This window comes from Aeromonas sp. sif2433, assembly GCF_019218705.1.
GTDB classification, from domain to species: Bacteria; Pseudomonadota; Gammaproteobacteria; order Enterobacterales; family Aeromonadaceae; genus Aeromonas; species Aeromonas encheleia.
This window is the reverse complement of the sequence record NZ_JAHUXD010000005.1, coordinates 32,351-45,992: the sequence shown is the minus strand read 5'-3', so window position 1 is coordinate 45,992 and position 13,642 is coordinate 32,351. Positions and strand designations below refer to the sequence as shown.

10 protein-coding genes are annotated in these 13,642 nt (G+C 60.7%); 4 read left to right on the top strand and 6 right to left on the bottom strand.

Annotated elements, in window-relative coordinates; genetic code table 11:
- Positions 1-160: 160 nt before the first annotated feature.
- Positions 161-1,411 carry a serine/threonine transporter SstT gene (sstT, locus tag KW825_RS09215; protein ID WP_042652298.1) on the top strand — a complete coding sequence of 417 codons (1,251 nt, stop codon included), beginning with the start codon at positions 161-163 and terminating at the stop codon, positions 1,409-1,411.
- A gap of 629 nt (positions 1,412-2,040) precedes the next feature.
- Here the strand turns inward: sstT and KW825_RS09210 are convergent.
- The 3 genes from KW825_RS09210 to pabB all read right to left on the bottom strand — a co-directional run bounded on the left by KW825_RS09210 (position 2,041) and on the right by pabB (position 5,558).
- Positions 2,041-3,342: a serine/threonine transporter gene (locus KW825_RS09210; RefSeq protein ID WP_218291267.1), complete on the bottom strand. Its 1,302-nt coding sequence runs from the start codon at positions 3,340-3,342 to the stop codon at positions 2,041-2,043.
- A 216-nt stretch (positions 3,343-3,558) separates the two neighbouring features.
- Positions 3,559-4,125: a CoA pyrophosphatase gene (locus KW825_RS09205; RefSeq protein ID WP_218329008.1), complete on the bottom strand. Its 567-nt coding sequence runs from the start codon at positions 4,123-4,125 to the stop codon at positions 3,559-3,561.
- A gap of 38 nt (positions 4,126-4,163) precedes the next feature.
- Positions 4,164-5,558, bottom strand: coding sequence for an aminodeoxychorismate synthase component I (gene pabB, locus KW825_RS09200; RefSeq protein ID WP_218329007.1), 1,395 nt, complete (start codon positions 5,556-5,558; stop codon positions 4,164-4,166).
- Between the two features lie 195 nt (positions 5,559-5,753).
- On the opposite strand from pabB, the gene KW825_RS09195 reads away from it, so the two are divergent.
- Positions 5,754-7,277, top strand: a complete 1,524-nt coding sequence (locus tag KW825_RS09195) for a fumarate hydratase (RefSeq protein WP_218291270.1) — start codon at positions 5,754-5,756, stop codon at positions 7,275-7,277.
- Between the two features lie 188 nt (positions 7,278-7,465).
- Here the strand turns inward: KW825_RS09195 and KW825_RS09190 are convergent, their stop codons facing one another.
- Positions 7,466-7,954 carry a cell division inhibitor gene (locus KW825_RS09190; RefSeq protein WP_218329006.1) on the bottom strand — a complete coding sequence of 163 codons (489 nt, stop codon included), beginning with the start codon at positions 7,952-7,954 and terminating at the stop codon, positions 7,466-7,468.
- A gap of 233 nt (positions 7,955-8,187) precedes the next feature.
- Here KW825_RS09190 and KW825_RS09185 point away from each other — a divergent pair, with 233 nt between their 5' ends.
- Together KW825_RS09185 and KW825_RS09180 are read left to right on the top strand one after the other, a co-directional pair.
- Complete coding sequence (locus KW825_RS09185; protein ID WP_005323525.1) at positions 8,188-8,385, top strand: DUF4250 domain-containing protein; 198 nt, start codon at positions 8,188-8,190, stop codon at positions 8,383-8,385.
- Between the two features lie 396 nt (positions 8,386-8,781).
- The gene (locus tag KW825_RS09180) at positions 8,782-11,256 is read left to right on the top strand and encodes a glycogen/starch/alpha-glucan phosphorylase (protein ID WP_218329005.1); all 2,475 of its coding nucleotides are present in this window, start codon (positions 8,782-8,784) and stop codon (positions 11,254-11,256) included.
- 327 nt (positions 11,257-11,583) lie between these two features.
- Here KW825_RS09180 and KW825_RS09175 read toward each other — a convergent pair whose 3' ends face one another.
- Both KW825_RS09175 and trxC read right to left on the bottom strand, forming a co-directional pair.
- Positions 11,584-12,969, bottom strand: coding sequence for a DASS family sodium-coupled anion symporter (locus KW825_RS09175; RefSeq protein WP_042652289.1), 1,386 nt, complete (start codon positions 12,967-12,969; stop codon positions 11,584-11,586).
- Positions 12,970-13,123: 154 nt separating this feature from the next.
- The gene (gene trxC / locus KW825_RS09170) at positions 13,124-13,564 is read right to left on the bottom strand and encodes a thioredoxin TrxC (RefSeq protein WP_218329004.1); all 441 of its coding nucleotides are present in this window, start codon (positions 13,562-13,564) and stop codon (positions 13,124-13,126) included.
- Positions 13,565-13,642: the final 78 nt, after the last annotated feature.

The following is a 13,642-nucleotide window of genomic DNA, read 5'->3' as shown; positions in this document are numbered from 1 at the left end:
CAGATGGGATATTCCTTGTCCGCAGCCCCGCGCGTATTTGGACGGATCCAGAAGAAGATCTGCCAAGAGGGATCGCCGTCAGTGTGCCGGCATCCCGGCGTGTGGCAGGTTGCCAACAGGACTATTGATTCACGCACCTTGAGTGCACAGGGACTATTTGATGACACAACAACACCCCCTCATACGACTGGTCAACAGCACCAGTCTGGTTAGCCAGATCCTGGTCGGTCTGGTACTCGGTATCCTACTTGCTATGTTCATGCCGGAATGGGCCAAGGCGGCGGGTCTGCTTGGCAGCCTGTTCGTCGGTGCCCTGAAGGCGGTCGCCCCGCTGCTGGTCTTCGTGCTGGTGATGGCGGCGATCCTCGGCCACAAACAGGGTCAGAAGACCAGTATTCGCCCGCTGCTCGCCCTCTATCTGTTTGGCACCTTCGCCGCCGCCGTGGTGGCCGTGGTTGCCAGCTTCCTGTTCCCCTCCAACCTGCATCTGGTCGCCAACAGCGCCGATATCACCCCGCCGGGTGGCATCACCGAAGTGCTGCAGACCCTGCTGTTCAACGTGGTCACCAACCCGGTGAAGGCGCTGATGGACGCCAACTACATCGGCATCCTGGCCTGGGCCATCGGCCTGGGCATCGCCATGCGTCACGCCAACGAGAGCACCAAGGCACTGATCTCCGATCTGTCCCACGGGGTCTCCACCATCGTCAGGGCGGTGATCCGCTGCGCGCCGCTCGGTATCCTGGGTCTGGTGGCATCCACCCTGGCCGAGACCGGTTTCGGTGCCCTGCTCGGCTATGCCCAGCTGCTGGTGGTGCTGATTGGCTGCATGCTGTTCATCGCCTTGGTGGTCAACCCGCTCATCGTGTTCTGGAAGATCAAGCGCAACCCCTATCCGCTGGTGCTAACCTGCCTGAAAGAGAGCGGTGTGACCGCCTTCTTCACCCGCAGCTCTGCCGCCAACATTCCGGTCAACATGGCGCTGTGTGAAAAACTGCGTCTGCCGGAAGATACCTATGCGGTCTCCATTCCGCTGGGGGCGACCATCAACATGGCCGGTGCCGCCATCACCATCACTGTGCTCTCCATGGCGGCGGTGCACACCCTGGGGATGGAAGTGGATCTGGCAACCGCCGTGCTGCTCTCAGTGGTCGCGACCATCAGTGCCTGCGGTGCCTCCGGCGTGGCCGGTGGCTCCCTGCTGCTGATCCCGCTGGCGTGCAGCCTGTTTGGCATCAGCAATGACATCGCCATGCAGGTCGTGGCCGTCGGCTTCATCATCGGGGTGCTGCAGGATTCTGCCGAGACTGCGCTCAACAGCTCCACCGACGTGCTGTTCACCGCAGCCGCCTGTATGGCCGAGGATGAGACCCTGCTGGATGCAGCGCCTCTCTCTCGTCGCGAAGCCTGATAACCGCGCGTCAAACCGCCAGAAACGCCCTCTCCGGAGGGCGTTTTTTTATGGCCGCAAAAGAGGGCGAGGGGATGGGGGATTTGCCCTTGCAGGCTAGCCGGTGGTTGTTCGTTGTTCGTTGTTCGCCTTGCCTTGAACCCGTCACTTAGGTGGGCCTAGATGCCACCAGCTGGGGTCTTGGGGGCAGCTAACCGCAAGCGGCTCAGTGGCACGAGTGCCCCGCTGACATCCCATCTCGACTGGGGCTCTATGGGTTTCGAGCCGGGGACTCGCACCAGCACTGCGCATGGAGATGGGATACGACAGGTCTTAGGGGCGCTGGCTGTGGGGGAGAGGATATGGCTCTTCTGTCACTTATGGTGCCAAGCGCCCCGCCCTTTCCATGTCCTTGATGACTTCCCTTGTCCCTCTCGGATGTCGGGTGCTTTAGGGTATGGGGCCAGGGTTCGGCGACTGGCGCTTAAAGAGGGGCTGCCAGGATCCCAATAGCAGAGCGGGGGGCGTAGGAGTGTCGCGATCAGGGAACGATCGCCAATCCAGAGCACGCAGGCCATGGTGCTAAGACAGGCAATAAAAAATGCCCGCCATCACTGGCGGGCATTTGCTTGTTGGCTAGGCCGAGAGGATTAGCCGAACAGCTGATACAGGATGGCGGAGATGGCAATCAGCCCCATGATGGTGACGAACAGGTTGCTGATATGACCCTGATACTTCGCCATGGCCGGCACACGCTTGATGGCGTACATCGGCATGAGGAACAGGATGGTGGCGATGATGGGGCCGCCCAGTGACTCGATCATGCCGAGGATGGAGGGGTTGATCACGGCCACGCCCCACAGGGTCAGGATGAAGAAGGCGATGATGAACAGCTCAACCTTCTTGGAGGTTGTACCCGTCTTGCCGGCGCTGCGCATCTGCTGGTTGATCATGCCGCGCAGACCTTCACGGGCACCCAGATAGTGGCCGAAGAAGGAGGAGACGATGGCAACGAAGGCGACCAGCGGACCGAAGTAGGAGATGATCGGGCTCGAGTGCTGGTTAGCCAGGTAGGAGAGCACGGCGATGTTCTGGGACTTGGCTTCCGCCAGCTGGGCCGGGGTCAGGCTCATCACGCAGGAGAAGACGAAGAACATCACGAAGCCCAGCAGGATGGCCGCGGTACGCTTGAGGATGGCATCGGACTTGGCGACGGCATTGTCACCGTAGTCGCGGCGCTGGGCCAGGGCGAAGCTGGAGATGGCCGGGCTGTGGTTGAAGGAGAACACCAGCACCGGGATGGTCAGCCACAGGGTGGTCGCGAAGTCCTTGGTGGAAGGCACCTGGGCCAGGGCGGCGCCGGTCCAGTCCGGGATCAGGTAGAGGGAGATGCCCGCCAGGATGGCGATGAGCGGGTACACCAGCATCTCGGTGACCTTCAGCATCAGTTTCTCACCGGCCAGCATGACCGACATCATCCCCATGATCAGCACGATGGAGAGGATCCAGCGCGGAGGCGCCGTCATCTGCAGCTGGTTGACCAAGAAGCTTTCCACCGTGTTGGTGATGCCCACCCCGTAGATCAGCACGATCGGGTAGATGGCGAAGAAGTAGAGCAGGGTGATTAATTTACCAGCACCAACGCCGAAATGCTCTTCCACCACTTGGGTGATGTCGGCATTGGGGTTCTTGGAGGAGAGCACGAAGCGGGCCAGCCCACGGTGGGCGAGGTAGGTCATGGGACCCACCAGCAGGGCCATCACCACCAGTGGCCAGAAGCCACCCATGCCGGCGTTGATGGGCAGGAACAGGATACCGGCCCCGACGGCGGTACCGAACAGGCTGATCACCCAAGTGGTGTCCTGCTTGTTCCAACTGCGAGATTGCAGGGAGCGGGTACCTTGCTCCTGTGTGGCCGCGACGTCTTGTGCGCCGGTGACAGTATTAGACATGTGTCTTACCCCGAATGTGTAGTTTTGATTGAGTCGGCGCAAGAATACTTTTTTTTTAATCAAAAATGTTGATCAGATTCACCTTTATGAGGCGCAACCCCGTACTTTCTTATAAAAATGTGATCAAAAGAATAAAAAATCAAAATCTCTTTATCATATTCAATGTTAGTTGAGTGTTAATTGGATAATTTTTCATCCGGCGAGGTTATCGGAATGTTATTTTGACAGGTGCGCGGAGAGCTGGCGGATCATGCTGGCGGTCGCCCCCCAGATGAAAGATTGCTGCCAGGGGATCCAGTAGATGGTGTGGTGCTTGCCGGCCCTGGGGATGGTCAGGGCGATGTGGTGCGCCAGATCCAGCACATGGTTGAGCGGCACCTCGAAAGCCTGCTCCACCTCATCGGGGCTCAGCGTGAGCTGGTAATCGGCGTCGACCATGGCCAGCACCGGCAACACGTCGTAGAGGGAGATGGTGTTGAGCGGGGTGAGGCTGCCGATGACGTGGATCTTGGATGAGGGGATCCCCAGCTCCTCCCGGGTTTCTCGCAGGGCTGTGTGGATCAGGCTCTCGTCCTCCGGATCCTGGCGCCCACCGGGGAAGCTGATTTGCCCCGGGTGGTGGCGCAGCTGCGCGCTGCGACGGGTTAGCAGCAACTGCAGCCCGGTGGGGCGCTCCACCAGGGGGAGCAGCACGGCCGCCGGCTTGAGCCCGGTCAGCATCAGCCGATGTGCAGGGGCAGGGCGCTGCAGCAGAAACCGGGTCAGCAGTTCGGCACTGTCCATCTTGGTGTTTCCCTCCCTGTGGGCGGTGCAAGGGGCCGTCACTGGCGCAGGGCAGCCAGCAGCGGCAAGATGCGGGCGACCTTGTCGTAGGTCTCCTGATACTCGCTGTCCGCATCCGAGTCGGCGATGATGCCACCCCCCGCCCAGCAATGGAGCCGTCCGGCCTCGGCGATCAGGGTGCGGATGCAGATGCTGGTGTCCATCCGGCCGTGCTGGCTCAGGTAGCCGATGCTGCCGCAATAGGCATTGCGCCGCTGGGGCTCCAGCTCCTCGATGATCTCCATCGCCCGGATCTTGGGCGCCCCCGTGATGGAGCCGCCGGGGAAGCAGGCGCGCAGCAGATCCACCCCCTGCCAGCGGGCATCCAGTTCGCCATGAATGGTGGAGACCAGGTGATGCACGGCGGGGAAGGACTCTACCGCAAACAGGTGCGGCACGCTGACGCTGCCGGGGCGGCTCACTCTGCCGATGTCGTTGCGCAGCAGATCCACGATCATCAGGTTCTCCGATCTGTCCTTGTCGGCGCTGGCCAGCTCGAGGGCGCTGGCCTGATCTTGCTGCGGATCGGCAAGTCGTGGGCGGGTCCCCTTGATGGGCTTGGTCTCGATATGGCGGCCGTCGAGCAGCAGGAAGCGCTCCGGCGACAGGCTCAATATGGCACTCTCTGGCAGCCGGATGAAGGCCGAGAAGGGGGCCCTATTGGCCGCGCTGAGGCTGAGATAGGCGGACCACTCATCCCCTCGATAGGGGGCGCTGAAGCGCTGGGTGAGGTTGATCTGATAGCAATCCCCCGCCGCCAGGTAGGCCTGGATGCGGGCGAATTTCTCACCGTATTCGGCCCGGCTCATGTTGCTCTGCCAGGACCCCTGCAAGGAGAAGGCCTCTTGCGAGGTACAGGAAGGGACCGTTTGCGCCAGCTGCGCCTCTAGCCATTGCAGCCGGCTGGCGAGCCCCGCCTCGTCCCCCCAATGCACCAGCTGCCAGGCGCCGGTCGCCACCTCCCGCAGCAGTGCCCAGTCGTAGATCCCCACCGCCATGTCCGGCACTCGGATGTCGGCGTGGGCCAGCGTTGGCAGACGTTCGAACCGCCGCCCCAGATCATAGCCAAAGAGCCCGAGGGCACCGCCGATAAAGGGCAGTGTACAGGCCTCCTGCGTCAGCTCCCCCAGCAAGGCGCGCTGGGTGCTGGCGAGCAGGCTGAGGGGATCGCCATCATGATGCTCGACGGTGTTGCCACGGCGCAGACAGGTGCTGGCACCGCGGGTTTCCAGGGTGGCGAGGGGATCGGCGCTGAGGATGTCGAAGCGGTTGTCGGCGCCCTGGGCACCGGCTGACTCCAGCAAGATGGCCCAGGGTTGCGGTTGCAACCGGCCAAACAGCTCGTGGAGCGATCTTTGCGGGTCGAAATGGTGGATATGCAGTCTTGGTTTCATTTTTTGTTACACAGGCAACAGTTTGCACCCAGCTCCCTAGCCGGTACGGGAGCTCAAGCGTATCATAGCCGCCGGAATTTTTAGAAAAAACACGCCGTTGTCTCTCGGCCCCGCGACGCTTTTCGCAGGCCGAGAGCCCGGCTCATATGGAAGCCCTTGCTCGCGTTTGCGAAGACAAGGACCAGTGAGGATGATATGAGCATCATTAGAAAACAGGACTTTATCGATTCCATTGCCGACGCCCTGCAGTACATCTCCTTCTACCACCCCCTCGACTTCGTCCAGGCCGCCAAGGCCGCCTATGACCGCGAGATCAACCCGGCCGCCAAGGATGCCCTGGCCCAGATCCTGATCAACTCCCGCATGTCAGCCGAAGGGCACCGTCCCCTGTGTCAGGACACCGGCATCGTCACCTGCTTCGTCAAGATCGGCATGCAGGTGCAGTGGGACAGTGACATGACGGTGCAGGAGATGGTGGATGAGGGAACGCGCCGCGCCTACACCAATCCGGACAACCCCCTGCGTGCCAGCGTGCTTGCCGATCCGGCCGGCAGCCGTAAGAACACCAAGGACAACGCCCCGGCCGTGGTGCACATCGACATGATCCAAGGCAACAAGGTGGAGGTGAGCATCGCGGCCAAGGGCGGCGGCTCCGAGAACAAATCCAAGATGGTGATGCTCAACCCCTCCGATGACGTGGTCGAGTGGGTGCTGAAGACGGTGCCGACCATGGGGGCCGGCTGGTGCCCGCCCGGCATGCTGGGCATCGGCATCGGCGGTACCGCCGAGAAGGCCGCGGTGCTCGCCAAGGAAGCCCTGATGGAGCACATCGACATTCAGGAGCTGATCGCCCGTGGTCCCGAGACCACCGAAGAGAAGCTGCGGGTCGAGCTCTACGACAAGGTCAACAAGCTGGGGATCGGTGCCCAGGGGCTGGGAGGCCTCACCACAGTGCTGGACGTGAAGGTCAAGTCTGCCCCGACCCACGCCGCCTCCAAGCCGGTGGTGATGATCCCCAACTGCGCCGCCACCCGCCACGTCCACTTCGAGCTGGATGGTTCTGGCCCGGCCGAGCTGACGCCGCCGAAGCTGAGCGATTGGCCGGAGATCACCCGCGAAGCGGGTGGCAATGTGCGCCGGGTCAACGTCGATGGCATCACCAAGGCCGAGCTCGCCAGCTGGAAGAGCGGCGATACAGTGCTGCTCTCCGGCAAGATCCTGACCGGTCGCGACGCGGCCCACAAACGCATCGCCGACATGCTCAAGAAGGGTGAGGGGCTGCCAGAAGGGGTCGACTTCACCAACCGCTTCATCTATTACGTGGGCCCGGTCGATGCGGTGCGTGACGAGGTGGTCGGCCCGGCAGGCCCCACCACCTCGACCCGAATGGACAAGTTCACCGACATGATGCTGGGCGAGACCGGCCTCATCGGCATGATCGGCAAGTCCGAGCGGGGCCCCAAGACGGTGCAGAGCATCAAGGAGCACCAGGCCGTCTACCTGATGGCCGTCGGTGGCGCCGCTTACCTGGTGGCGAAAGCTATCAAGAAGGCACGGGTCGTGGCCTTCGCCGATCTGGGCATGGAGGCCATCTACGAGTTCGAGGTGGAGGACATGCCGGTGACAGTGGCCGTCGACTCCCAGGGCAACAACATCCATGAAACCGGCCCGGCCTACTGGTCGGCCAGGATCGCCGAGCTGGATGTCAAGCTCTCCTGATCCGGCATGGCGAGGGTCGTCCGCTCGGTGATGACCCTGTGCGGGTGCACGCCTCGTGGCAAGCCCCGCTGTGATAAAAACCGATGTGACAAGAGGCGACCCCAGGGTCGCCTTTTTCGTGTCCGCAGAATGTGAGGAAGGGCGGGATAACCAGTCCCTAGACGTCGCCCATCGCGCTCTGTCGACGCTCAATGGTTGAGGTAGATATCCTGCCCGCCGTAGCAGAGGGGGCCGCTCTGGGCGGGCAGGGCACCCCTGGGTTCGAAGAAGCGGGTCAGCACCCCGAAGCGTTGCCCCAGTTTGTTCAATCTGGCGCGATCCAGGGCGATCTGCTCGGGCAACCAGGTCAGCACGGCGGCGCAGTGGCCGTTGCCCAGGCTCTGCTCCAGCATGCGTTGCCAGTTCTTAATCTTGGCGCCGTGCACCACCAGCACCCGGGCGGGATCGATCCCCTGTGCCTGCAACTGCTCGGCGGCGGGTAAGCCCGGCGGGGCTATGAGCAGGATCCAGCCACCCTTGTCCTGACTCAGTCGCCCCAGTTCGTCGAGCAGCTGGGTTTCATGAGCATGGGTCGCCAGCCGGTGATCGTGCTCTCCCTTGCCCTGATGGCGGGTGGGCCAGGGGGTGATCAGGCCGACGGTAGAAACGAGGGGGCGGTGACTCAGGGGCTGGCTCATATGTTTGTCCTGTATGAATAACCATGCTGTATGTGCATACAGTAGTTGTAACTCGTGCCAGTGACAAGTCATTTATGGTCAAAAATGTGAGCGGATTAACAACGCGATGAGCTAGTTAATTGAATAAAAAGGAAATTTACATTCAAACCGAATTGGGTGTTTTTTGCGCTATGGACAAAGCCAGGGCAGGCGCCCATGGTTATACAGTATGTATGGGAAGAGGAGAGACCAAGATGGATGTCAGCACCTTGCAACGGCTGGACGCCAATATTCTGCTCGGGATCATCAACGAGAAGCTGCGGCTGGAGTGCGATGGTCTGGAAGAGTTGTTGGCCTACTACGACATGACAGAGGATCAGTTGGCCACGCGCCTGCAGCAGATTGGCTATCACTATGATCCCATGAGCAATCAGTTCAAGGCTCATGGCTAATTCGGTCACGGAGGGTGTCCCAACCGGGGCACCTTCTCTTAATTGATGCATGGCCCCGTCGATTATTGAAACCGGTTTCAACGAGCGCCGTCCTTGGGGTTATTTTCACGTATTTTCAGCCACTGGCAATCATTGAAAACCTATTCATGGATGTATATTTTTCATTAATAAGCAACTTGATGATTTTTATCGTTATTTTTATTTCATTCAGGTAGGTTTAAGGAAAGGGTTTTCATGCTTGAACTGTCATTTTCATGCGTTAAAGTGTGACTCATGTTAACGTTTGAACCATCGGCTTTAGCTAGTATGCCCACGCCGGAACATATTCTGAGATAACAACAGCGCCGGTCCCGAATGGGATAACATTTTTTTATTTGTAACGAAGGAAAATGGTTTATGGCTACCAAGAAGAAGACAGACCAGGATCTCCAACTGGATAAAGATCAGCTCAAGGCGAGTATCGTGCGTCACTTGCGTTCTACCTTGGGGACAAGCGAACAGAAAGCCTCGCCAGAAGCGTGGTGGAAAGCGACCGCGGCCGCCGTCAACGAACAGGTGTACGAGCGCCTGACCCGTACTCAGCAGACTCACTTCAAGAAAGATACTCGTGCCATTCACTATCTCTCTGCTGAATTCCTGATGGGGCGCCTGACCTCCAACAACCTGCATAACCTCTCCCTGTACAAAATTTGCGAAGAGGCCCTTGGTGAACTCGGTCTGGAACTGACCGACCTGTGTGAACAAGAGCCCGACATGGCGCTCGGCAACGGTGGCCTGGGTCGCCTGGCCGCCTGCTTCATCGATTCCCTGGCCACCCTGAACTACCCGGCGGTGGGCTATGGCATTCATTACGAACACGGCCTGTTCCGCCAGGAGATCCAGGATGGCCGCCAGATCGAGCGCCCGGACTCCTGGCGCGAATATGGCAACCCCTGGGAGATCTGCCGCCCGGAATCCGTGCAGGAGATCCCGCTGTACGGCTACGTCGAGACGGTGTTTGGTGACAACGGCGGCCTGAAGAAGGTGTGGCACGCCGGGCGCAAGATCAAAGGGGTGCCCTGGGATATCCCGGTGGTGGGCTTTGGTGGTCACACCGTCAACATACTACGCCTGTGGGAGTCCCGCGCCTCCGAGTTCTTCGATTGGGATGTGTTCAACGCCGGCGGCTATATCGACTCCCAGGCGGAGAAGGCCCAGGCCGAGACCATCTCCAAGGTGCTCTATCCGAATGACGAGACAGATGCGGGCAAGGAGCTGCGTCTGATCCAGCAGTACTTCTTCTGCGCTTGCTCCATCAAGGACATCATGCGCCGCTACAAGCGGGCCCATGGCAGCAACTTCGACAACTTTGCCGCCCAGATCGCCATTCAGCTCAACGACACCCATCCGACCGTGGCGATCCCCGAGCTGATGCGGGTGCTGGTGGACGAAGAAGACCTGAACTGGGATACCGCCTGGGGCATCTGCTACCAGGTCTTCTCCTATACCAACCACACCCTGCTGCCGGAGGCGCTGGAGAAGTGGAGCGTCAGCCTGTTCGAGAAGGTGTTGCCCCGTCATCTCGAGATCATCTACGAGATCAACGCCCGCTTCCTGGATGAGCTGGTCGAGCCCAAGTGGCCGGGCAACGATGCCATCAAGGCCAAGCTCTCCATCATCGAGGAAGGGGACGTGCGCAAGGTGCGCATGGGCAACCTGTGTGTGATCGGCTCCTCCAAGGTCAACGGCGTGGCCGAGATCCACTCCAAGCTGGTGAAGGAGGATCTCTTCCCCGAGTATGCCGAGCTGTGGCCCCAGAAGATGTGCAACGTCACCAACGGCGTGACCCCCCGGCGCTGGCTGCTGGCCTGCAACCCCGAGTTGGCAGAGTTGTACAACGAAGTGGTGGGCAAGGAGTGGCCGTTGCAGCTGGACAAGCTGCGTGCCGTCACCAAGTTTGCCGACGATCAGGCATTCCAGCAGCAGTTCATGCGCATCAAGCGCCACAACAAGGAGAAGCTGGTCAAGGTCATCAAGGCCGAGACCGGCATCGATGTCAGCGCAGAGGCGATCTTTGACGTGCAGATCAAGCGCCTGCACGAGTACAAGCGCCAGCAGCTGAACCTCATCCACATCATGGCGCTTTACCGTCGCCTGCTGGCGAACCCCGACTATGACATGCACCCGCGGGTGTTCATCTTCGGCTCCAAGGCGGCGCCCGGTTACAAGCTGGCCAAGGACATCATCTACGCCATCAACAAGCTGGCCGAGCGGGTCAACAACGACGCCCGCATCCAGGGCAAGCTGAAGGTGGTGTTCATGCCGAACTACCGCGTCAGCCTGGCCGAGAAGCTGATCCCGGCCGCCGATGTCTCAGAGCAGATCTCCACAGCCGGTTACGAGGCATCCGGTACCGGCAACATGAAGATGGCACTGAACGGCGCCATCACCATAGGCACCCTGGACGGGGCCAACATCGAGATCGCGGAGGAGGCGGGGGTCGAGAACTGCGCCATCTTCGGCCTGAACGTGGACGAGGTGAAGGCGTTGAAGGCGCGCGGTTATAACCCGTACGACTTCTACTATGCCAACTCCGAGCTCAAGGCCGTGCTGGACTGGTTCGATACCGATTACTTCACGCCGGGTCGTCCGGGCGAGCTCTCCGCCATCAAGCGCTCCTTGCTGGAAGGGGGGGATCCCTACCTGACCCTGGCCGATTTTGCCGCCTACTCGGACGCGCACAAGCTGATCGATACCTGGTACCGGGATCCGGCGCTCTGGGCCAGGAAGGCGATCATCAACTCGGCCACCATGGGCAAGTTCAACTCCGACCGCTCCATCCAGGATTACGTGGACAAGATCTGGAGCCTGCAGAGCTGCAACGTGGGCTGATAAATCCCCGATATGAAAGAACCCCGCATCGCGGGGTTTTTTTGTGCCCGTTGCGCACCGAACGCAAACTAGTGTGCTCCCCGCCATGGCCGCTGGCGGCGGTTTTGAGTCGAAGGCGGCAAGCGGAGGCAGGGTCATGGGCAGGAGAGGCCAGACCGGTAACACAGGTTGCGTTGACGCGACCGAGCGCACCAGCTCCCCCCATGGCGAGTGAAGGCGGGCTTGAGTGGAAGGCGGTCTATGGGGCAGAGGGGGGCAGGCAGGAAATAGCAGAGATAAAAAAGGCCCCGTCAGGGGCCTTGTCGAGCGGGAGGGTATTTTCTCCTCTCAGTGCAGGATATCGCCGAAGAAATAGGCCAGCAGGGTCAGGATGACGGTGAACACCAGGTTCAGCACCAGGCCGGCCCGCATCATCTCGCGCTGCTGGATGTGGCCGCTGGCGAAGACGATGGCATTCGGCGGCGTGGCCACCGGCAGCATGAAGGCACAGGAGGCGCCGACGGCGATCAGCACCGACACCACTATGGGAGAGACCCCCAGCGCCTCGGCCACACCGGCAAACAGGGGCACCAGCAGGGCGGCGGTGGCGGTGTTGGACACCAGCTCGGTCAGGAACACCACGAAGGCGGCGAGGCACAACAGGATGATGAAGATCGGCATGGTGGAGAGGGCACTGGACAGGTGTTCCGCCAGGAAGGCATTGGCACCGGTCTGCTTGAGGATGGAGCTCAGGGTCAGGCCACCCCCGAACAGCAACAGCACACCCCAGTCGGTGTTCTGGTTGATGTCGTCCCAGTTGGCCACCCGGCTGACGGCGATGGCCAGGATGGCGGCCATGGCGATCAGGGTATCAAACTGGGGAATGCCGCCCAGCGCCGCGGCGATGGGTTGGGAGCCAATCCACAGCAGCACGGTTGCCAGGAAGATGAGCAGGGTCACCTTGCGCTGGCCGGTCCACTGGATGGTGACCTGCTCGGTGCTGACGCGGTGGGAGAGGTTGGGGCGCGTCACCCAATAGAGCAGACCTATGCCCACCGGCATGAAGATCAGCACCACCGGGATGCCGAACTTCAGCCAGTCGGTGAAGCCGAGACCCATCTGGGCGGCGGCGATGGCATTGGGGGGGCTGCCGACCAGGGTGCCAATCCCGCCTATGCTGGCGCTGTAGGCCACACCCAACAGGACGAAGACCAGGGTGCGGCGCTCCTTGTGGATATCGAGACCCTTGAGCATGCCGAGGGCGAGCGGCATCATCATGGCCGCGGTGGCGGTGTTGCTGATCCACATGGAGAGCGCGGCCGTGATGGTGAAGAGCACGATGGCGCCCCAGCCGAGGTGGCCCTTGGCGAGCTGCATCACCTTGGCGGCGATCTGGGTATCGAGCCCCTGCTTGGATAGGGCGGCGGCCAGTGCGAAGCCGCCGAAGAAGAGGAACAGGACAGGGTTGGCGAAGTCGGTCAGCGACTTGCTCATGTCGAACACCCCGAGCAGGGTGGCGAGTACCGGGATGGCGAGGGCGGTGATGGTGATGTTCACCGCCTCGGTCAGCCAGAGGATGGCGATGAAGATCAGGATGCCGAGCCCCTTGTTGACCATGGGGTCAAAGGGGAGCCAGGCGAGCATGGCACAGAGCAGCAGGACGTCGAGAATGACGATCCCGGCCTTGATGTCCAGCCAGCGTGAGGGGGCGGAAGGGACTGCAGAGGTATGCATGTTGTTCTCTCGGTTAATTTATGGTTGTTGTTGTGTTGCCGAGGTTACATTTATCCCCCCGTTTGAAACAGGGGGAAGTCGTCAAACCATGTCGCGACTCACAGAGTCAAGTGAAAATGGATCTAGTCGTAAACATAAATTAAACAATTATTTATCATTCGTCCCTATTGGTCAGGGAGAGCAGCCACTCCCGCAACAGGTTGGGGGGCAGGGAGCCGCTGCGCTGGGCCAGGATCTCGCCTCGCTTGAAGACCATCAGGGTGGGAATGCTGCGAATGGCATAGCGGCTGGCGATGGCCGTCTCCTGTTCGGTGTCGACCTTCACGAAGCGGATACGCGGCTCGAGCTCCTTGGCAACTTGTTGAAAGACAGGGGAAAACTGCAGGCAGGGGCCGCACCAGCTGGCCCAGAAATCGACCACGACCGGGATGTCGGAGCCGATCAGGATGTCGAACTGCGCCGTGCGCCCCACCAGGGGGGTGATGCCGAACAGCGCGGCGCGGCAGCGACCACAGTTAGCATTTGAATCCAATTTATCGCTGGGCAGGCGGTTGCGGGTAAAGCAGTGGCTACAATAGGTGGTGATAAGTGACATAATTGATTCCTCCATAAGGCCCGGCAACATCTTTATTGCATATATAGAACTGACTAACGGTAACATAGCCGTCAGTTA